Genomic DNA, 7,989 nt, shown 5'->3' with positions numbered 1-7,989 from the left:
TGGAGTGTGCGTTGGATAATCTGGACCGGTTGTTTCGCCTCTATCATCGCGAACTGCAGCAGATTGCCTACCGTCGCCTGGGCGACAGGGAGATGGCTGCCGATCTCGCTCAGGACGCATTCGTGCGTTACGTTGGCCTGGATCGACAGCAGCGCACCCATACGATCATCAACCCACGGTTTTTCCTGATTCGCGTGTTGCGCAACCTGATCATTGACCTTGGGCGCAGCCGTACGCGGCGCGGGCCGATGGACTCGCTGGAGGATGTGCAGCACGAACTGCTGGATCCGTGCCCGGGGCCTGCGGCACTGGTGGAAATGCGCCAGCAGTTGCAACTGTTGCATCAGGCGTTGAGTGAATTGTCCGAGAACAGCCGCCAGGCCTTGTTACTCAATCGCCTCGATGGATTGGGCCATGCCGCCATCGCCCAGCAGCTTGGGGTTTCCCCCAGCATGGTCAGCAAATACATCATGAGTGCCGTGCTGCACTGTGCCCGTCGCCTCGGGATGACCGAGTGACACGCGACCCTGCCCCGAGTAAACCTTCGCCGCTGCTGACCGAGCAAGCGTTGCAGTGGCTGGTCGACCTGCATTCGGGCAGTGCCGAGGCACCGTCTTGGGACGCCTACCTGCAGTGGTGCGAAACCTCCGCGGAGCACCAACGCGCCGCCCAGGCGGCGGAGCGGTTGTGGGAGAGCCTGGGCAGCGCACTGGAGCGTCCGCCCGCGTCGTCACGCCGCTTGCTGCAACTGGGACTTGTCGTCGCGTTGAGCCTGGCAGGCGGTTTGTCCTGGCAGGCGGAGCAACAAGGCTGGATGGCGGACCAGGTGACCGGCCTGGGTGAGCACCGCCGTGTGACACTGGCCGACGGCTCACACCTGGAACTGGCGCCACGCACGCGTGTGGATATCGAAATGCACGGTAATCGTCGTGTGCTGCATCTCTATACCGGGGAGCTCTTTGTCCAGGTCGCCCTCGATGCCCAGCGTCCATTCGAAGTACGCGCCGGCCGTGGCAGCCTGCGTGCGCTGGGCACCGGCTTCGACGTGCGGCGCGAAGGCGAGCAGGTGCGGATGGTCGTCACCGAACACACGGTGCGCGTGACATTGGACGACGATCCACAGACCACCGATGTCGAGGCCGGTCAGGCCGTGCAATACGGCCCGGAAGGTCTCTCGCGTACCCAGCCAGTCGACGTCGGCACCGCCACGGCCTGGCGCCGCGACAAACTGGTGTTCAACCGCCAGCCCCTGGGTGATGTGCTGGAGCAACTTGGCCGCTACCATCGCGGCGTAATCTGGGTCCGTGACAGCGGCCTGCGCGACCTGCCCGTGACCGGCATCATCGCCACCGACGACACCGACGCCCAATTGAAACTGCTGCAACGCACCTTGCCGCTGCGGGTGCGCTTGCTGCCGTGGCTGACCGTGATCGAGCGCGACGACTCGCCGCGACAGTAACTCAGCTTGCAAAAAATACACTTGCCGCCGCTGTCGGGTTTCAGAGGGTTGACGTCTTTCCTGTTGAGATTGATTTTTATTTGGCTGATTTCAGCAAGGGGAGCGTTATGCAGCATCTGATCAGGCACACCGCCTTGAGCCTGGCACTTGCCACGGCCAGTGCCGTGGGTATGAGCCTGCCGGCACAGGCGGCGCAGCAGCAGAAGAGCGACAGCCGGACCTACGCTATCGAGGCCGGTCAACTTGACCAGGTATTGACGCGCTTTGCCGAGCAGTCCGGGTTGCGGTTGATGGTTGTCAGCGAATTGGTGGCCGGTCAGCAGTCGGACGGGTTGAGGGGGAACTACCCGGTGCAGCAGGGGCTTGATCGGTTGTTGCTGAACAGCGGCTTGGTCGCCCGATTGAGTGATGATGTGATTTTGATTGAGAAGGCACCGGTACAGGGTGGGGCGTTGGAGTTGGGGGCTACCACCATTCAGGGGCAGGGGATGGGGGAGATGACGGAGAATTCGGGGTCTTATACCAGCGGCCTTGTCAGCGCCGGTTCCAAAACGCCTACGAGTTTGAAGGACACGCCGCAGTCGGTGTCTGTCATCACCCAGCAGCTTCTGGAAGACCGGCGCATTGTCGATCTGTCCGATGCGATGCGACGCACTCCGGGCATCACCGTCAAAAACGCCAATTATCGTCTACCGCAGTTCATCTCTCGTGGTTTTCGTATTGATAACATTCAGATTGATGGTGCCTCGCCGATGGATATCGGTTCTGGTATCGGTACCTTCTACGCCAACAAAACGTATGACATGGCTGAGTTCGACCATATCGAAATTTTGAAGGGGGCATCTGGCCTGTTTGGCGGCACCGGCGATCCGGGCGGCATCATCAACGCCGTGCGTAAGCGCCCGCTGGATTACTTCCAGCTCAAGTTCAATACGTCGGCAGGTTCGTGGGACAACTACCGTACTGAAGTCGACGTGACGGGGCCAATGGCCTTTGATGGCAAGCTTCGCGGACGTGTTGTGGTCGCCAATACCGACCGGCAGTACTTCATGGATCACCGTAGTACCGAGAAGCCTTTCATCTACGGGGTGTTGGAGGCCGATGTATCGGATACGGTCCGGGTTACCGTTGGGGGGCGCTACGAGAAGATTCATGAAAATGGTACTGGCGACGGGCTGCCGCGCTTCAGCACCGGGCAGGACTTGAAGCTCAGCCGCAGCACTTGGTACTCGCCGAACTGGGCCTATAGCGATAACAGTTCCCAAGAAATCTTCGCCAAGTACGACCAGGAACTGGCTGACGACTGGAAGCTCAATGTGTCCTTGACCAGTACCTTTGATAAATCCGAGACCAAAGGTGCGTTCCTGTGGGGCTCACCTGATCCGGTAACGCTTGAAGGTGCGACCTGGGGAGGGAGTTACATTAAAAGCTGGAGTGAGCAGACGCTGTTCGATGGCAACGTGTCCGGGAAATTTACGGCGTTCAATCGTGAGCATGAACTGCTAATCGGTGCTGATGTGCAGAAGGTGACCAGTCGCTGGCGCTCAACGAAAGCTATGCAGGGCTTCTATCCTATTGATGTCTACAATCCAGACCTCACGCCTTTACCTTCCGACAGCATTGGCAACAAGCTTGAGCGTGATTACAGCCCCAATACCCGTAGGCAATATGGTCTGTACTCGACCTTGCGTTTACAGCTGACGGATCCGCTTAAGCTGATAATCGGGGCCAGGGTGCAGCGCTATAAGTTCGAACAGACCTACATGGCCGTAAATGCTGATACGGGCGCATGGGGCCTTGAGTCCCAGAGTAATCATCGTGAACCCACTAAACTGGTGCCCTTCGGTGGTTTGGTATATGCCCTCGATGATGAATGGTCGGTGTACGCCAGCTATTCGGAAATCTTCAAGCCCCAGGCTCATCAACTGCAAGGCCCAGTGACTTCCGGCACAGTACTGGAACCGATGGTTGGCAAGACATACGAGACAGGTATTAAAGGTGAGCTCTACGGCGGGACGCTGAACGTTTCAGCCGCGGTGTTCTACACCAAGCGTGAAAAAGAAGCGATTGAGGACCCGAGGTATCCACGACAGGCCGTTCTATATGGCGGCAGTTGCTGTTACTTGGCTGAAGGCGAGATTATCAGTAAGGGTGTCGAGCTTGAGGCGAACGGCGAGATAGCACCTGGTTGGATGGTGATGGGGGGATATACCCTGAACCTTATCGAGAATGGCACCAAAGATACTTTCCTCACGACGGTTACTCCTAAGCATTTGGCCAAATTGTGGACCGTCTATACCCTGCCTGATCGCCTTTCCGACTGGAAGGTCGGCGGTGGTGTCAATGTGCAGAGCGCCAGTTATGCCAGCGGTACTGCTTATCGGATTGATGGAAAGAATCCTACAGGTAACTACTATGACGTTTCCCGTGAGACGCCTTTTGACTTTGCTCAAGGCGGCTACGCCGTATGGGACGCCATGGTCGAATACAAAGTCGATGAGAACTGGACCGTCGCCCTCAATGGCAACAACCTGTTTGACCGCAAGTACTTCGAGACCCTGAAAACTTCCGAGTACGGCAATTACTACGGTGAGCCGCGCAACTACATGCTGACTGTGCGGGGTACGTTCTAGGCTTTCTCCGTCGCCGTAAAAAATCACCTCACCTGAGGTGATTTTTTTTGCGTGCGCCAGGCTCTCGAATGATTTAAAGGTGAGAGTTTCCCAGGGTGCCTGACAAGATAAAGTGTCGGCCGAAGGCAAGGTTTTTGCTGCTGTTACAAAGTGATTGAGAATCCTTCTAAATTATTTTTCTCCCAAACGTTCATTAATGGCTCGACACCGATTCAAGTCAAAACCGTCCCTCTGCAACAGGGAGTGGAGTCCGGACGGTTTAACTATATTCAGGCCATTCCGCCCGAAGAGTGGGAGGCCTTCGACATTAATGACATCTCTGGGGTTAAACAAAACAATGACGCGCGCAAGTACAAGGTTCAGGCAAAAACTCTTCCACACCCCCCTGGCTTCCTGCCGCAATGGCGTATCGGTGGCGGTCCTGGGGTTGGCACTCAGTGTCTCCACTGGAGCGTTCGCTCAACCAATCCAGGTCAATGTGCCAGCCCAGTCCCTGGACAAGGCTCTGACCGAGCTAGGTAAGCAGACCGGCCTGCAAGTACTTTTTGGGCCGGAGATGGTCGCGGACAAGAAGTCCACTGCCGTCAAAGGCACCCTGGAGCCCGAGGCCGCTCTTGAAGCATTGCTGAAAGGCGCGGGCCTGACTTTCCGGGTTGAAAACAATACGGTCATTCTCGGTCCCGAAAATGGTACGAGTTCAGCCCTTGAACTGGGTGCCACCACCATCCAGGGCCAGGGCATGGGGGAGATGACGGAAAACTCCGGCTCCTACACCACCGGCTTGACCAGTATCGGTTCGAAGACCCCGACCAGTCTGCGGCAGACGCCACAGTCGGTGTCGGTGGTGACGTCGCAGGTTATTGACGAAAAACGCATGACTGACCTGGCTGAAGCCATGAAAGTGACGCCGGGTATCACGGTCACTAACAACAACTTCCGTTTGTCGGATTTCTCGTCGCGCGGTTTCAAGATTGAAAACATTCAAATCGACGGTGCTGCCCCGATGGCATTAGGCACTACGTCGGGCAGTTTCTATTCCAACAAAAACTACGATCTGGTTGAGTTCGACCATGTTGAGGTCCTGCGTGGTGCTTCCGGTCTCTTTGGCGGTACGGGCGATCCGGGCGGCATGATCAACCTGGTGCGCAAACGTCCGCTGGATGCCTATCAGTTGAAAGTCGATATGTCGGCGGGCAGTTGGGACAACTACCGCACCCAAATGGATGTCACAGGGCCATTGGGCTTTGATGGCAAGCTGCGTGGCCGGATGGTCGCGGCTTACACGGATCGTCAGTACATGGTGGATGATCGTGGTACAGAGAAGCCGATTTTCTACGGGATTCTGGAAGCCGATATCCTCCCGGATACACGATTGACCTTGGGTGGACGCTCGGAGCGTATTCATGAAACGGGATCGGGGATCGGTTTGCCGCGCGATGTGAATGGCAAGGACCTTGGTCTGTCCAGAAGTACTAGCTTGACCCAAAAATGGTCGTATCTGGACGGGCGATCCCAAGAAATTTTTGCCAAGGTCGACCATGAGCTTAACGATGACTGGAAGCTTAATGTTTCATATACCCAAACGCTGGATTCCGGGTTTTCGAAGGCGGCTTTCAGCTTTGGTGCTGTCGATCCGGTAACACTCACGGGGCCTAAAACCGGAGGTACCAACAATCAGTATCGCAGCGATCAGAAGCTTCTCGATGTAAACCTAGCAGGGAAATTCGTGTACGCAGGCTTGGAGCACGAGCTGCTGGTCGGCATGGATCATCAGAAAATCACCAGCCAGTGGGAGGGGACTGCCTCGTCCAACGGGGCGGGTAATCCGGTCAATGTATTTGACCCGGATGCGACACCCTGGCCACAACCAGGAACAGACAAGAACTTTATTCGTAACTACAGTCCCAACAGTCAGACCCAGTATGGCCTGTACTCGACGTTGCGCTTGCAACTGGCGGACCCACTTCACTTGATCATCGGTGCTCGTGCGCAGCGGTACAAATTTGATCAGTTGTACCAGGCGATCGAAAATGGAGCCTGGAAGGTGCAGTCGGATGTATCGACCCGCGAAGCAACCAAACTGGTTCCTTATGGCGGTATCGTCTATGACCTGACGGATGAATGGTCGACCTATGCCAGCTACTCCGAAATCTTCAAGCCCCAACAAAGCACGATGCAGGGACCATTGCCGGGCAGTTCGATGGAGCCTATAACCGGCAAGACCTACGAGACCGGCGTCAAGGGCGAGTTGTGGGGCGGAGCCATCAATACTTCCTTTGCGTTGTACTACACCTCGCGTAACAACGAGGCAGTGTTGGATCCTCGCTACGAAGAGTCTAGTGTTCTGTTTGGCGGCAACTGCTGCTACTTGCCTCAGGGCAAGGTCGTCAGCAAAGGCGTCGACATGGAGTTTACCGGTGAAGTCCTGCCGGACTGGAACGTTCTGGCGGGCTATACGTATAACCACAATCGTAACCGCACTGCGGCGAAGGTATTCAGCAGCATTACGCCAAAACATCAGATCAAACTGTGGTCAACCTACCGTTTGCCGGGCATATTCAACGACGTGAAAGTCGGAGGTGGTGTTAACTTGCAAAGCGCTACCTACGTCAGTGGGACTACCTTCGTGAACGATGTGGAGCAGAACTATAAGTACGTTCAGGCGGGTTACGCCGTATGGGACTCCATGGCCGAATATCGTGTCAATGAGAACTGGAGTGTGATCTACAACGCCAACAACCTCTTTGATAAGAAGTACTACAGCAAACTGGGATCTTCGGCATCGGGCAACTGGTACGGTGACGAGCGCAACCACATGCTGACCCTGCGCGGTACCTTCTGGTAAGCGCGGTTTGAAACGAAAAAGGGACATCGCGAGATGTCCCTTTTTTGTGCCTTGTGTCCACAGTAAGGTCATACGTTCAGGCCGTGTGCTCTTCCAACCAACCTTCGACAGCCATGTAAATCACGCCGATGTCAGTACTGATTCCAGACATCCGCAGAAAGTCATGGGTCAACCCACCCTGGGTCAACAAGGTGACATCCGTCCCAGTGGCGCGTAGCAACTGCGCATACTCCAAGCCTTCGTCATACAACGGGTCATATTCGGCCAGGCTAACGTAGGCCGGTGCCAGCGGCCCAAGGCCTTTTGCCAACAACGGTGATGTACGCCAGTCACCGCGTTGCTCAGCGTCGGGAGTGTAATGTCGATAGAACCACTGCAAGGTATCGCTTTCCAGCAGGTAGCCTTCGGCATACAACTGGTGGGAAGGACGCGTACGCTGAGTGTCGGCCACCGGGTAAAACAGCAACTGGGTCTTGGGTTTTAGCGCAAGGTGTTCGGGTGTCTGCACGGCGCTGATGGCCAGTACCGTGGCCAGGGTGGCGCCGGCACTGTCGCCGGCGACACTGACATTGTCCGGGTCCAGATTCAGGGTGTGCGCCTCGCGAGCCAGCCAGTTGGCGCAATCCAGGGCATCGTTGACGGCCGTGGGGAACGGATGCTCCGGAGCCAGCCGATAAGCCGGGGCCAGGACCGCATGGCGTCCGCTTGATGCCAGGCGGCGGCAAATCGAGTCATGGGAGTCAAGGCTGCCGACCACGTAGCCGCCGCCGTGGAAATACAGAATGCTCGGTTGTGAAGGTTGGGCATGATGTGCCGAGCGATATAGCCGGGCTTCTATCTTTGCGCCGTCGCGTGTCGGGATGTGCAAGGTTGTAATCGTCAGGCTGGCGGGCGGCGAAGGGTCGAGGATCTGCGAGCTCATCTCGAACTCCTGCCGTGCCTGACTCACACTCAAGGCATGCATGGGCTGACTCTTGCCACTCAGGCGGCCCATTTCAGCCAACTCCAGAAAACCTTCGAGATCGGGGTCCAGGGGCATTACGTGTTCCTTA

At 56.7% G+C, this 7,989-nt stretch carries 5 protein-coding genes; 4 read left to right on the top strand and 1 reads right to left on the bottom strand.

Annotation, left to right across the window (positions count from 1 at the left end; genetic code table 11):
* The first annotated feature begins 11 nt into the window (after nucleotides 1-11).
* The 4 genes from PSFL_RS24130 (at nucleotide 12) to PSFL_RS24115 (ending at nucleotide 6,937) form a co-directional block, all read left to right on the top strand.
* Nucleotides 12-518: an RNA polymerase sigma factor gene (locus PSFL_RS24130; protein WP_225923851.1), complete on the top strand. Its 507-nt coding sequence runs from the start codon at nucleotides 12-14 to the stop codon at nucleotides 516-518.
* Nucleotides 515-1,459, top strand: coding sequence for a FecR family protein (locus PSFL_RS24125; RefSeq protein ID WP_397470574.1), 945 nt, complete (start codon nucleotides 515-517; stop codon nucleotides 1,457-1,459). The genes PSFL_RS24130 and PSFL_RS24125 overlap by 4 nt, the downstream gene beginning before the upstream one ends.
* Before the next feature lie 107 nt (nucleotides 1,460-1,566).
* A complete protein-coding gene (locus tag PSFL_RS24120) occupies nucleotides 1,567-4,092 on the top strand; it encodes a TonB-dependent siderophore receptor (RefSeq protein WP_181818292.1) in 2,526 nt (841 codons plus the stop codon).
* Between the two features lie 310 nt (nucleotides 4,093-4,402).
* Nucleotides 4,403-6,937: a TonB-dependent siderophore receptor gene (locus PSFL_RS24115; RefSeq protein ID WP_397470573.1), complete on the top strand. Its 2,535-nt coding sequence runs from the start codon at nucleotides 4,403-4,405 to the stop codon at nucleotides 6,935-6,937.
* Nucleotides 6,938-7,013: 76 nt separating this feature from the next.
* On the opposite strand, the gene PSFL_RS24110 is transcribed toward PSFL_RS24115, so the two are convergent.
* Nucleotides 7,014-7,976, bottom strand: a complete 963-nt coding sequence (locus PSFL_RS24110) for an alpha/beta hydrolase (RefSeq protein WP_057439093.1) — start codon at nucleotides 7,974-7,976, stop codon at nucleotides 7,014-7,016.
* Nucleotides 7,977-7,989: the final 13 nt, after the last annotated feature.

Origin of the sequence: Pseudomonas sp. DD1 (assembly GCF_044510355.1) — a bacterium.
GTDB lineage: Bacteria > Pseudomonadota > Gammaproteobacteria > Pseudomonadales > Pseudomonadaceae > Aquipseudomonas > Aquipseudomonas shahriarae.
The sequence above is the reverse complement of the archived record's forward strand: the minus strand, read 5'-3'. Positions and strand labels throughout refer to the sequence as shown.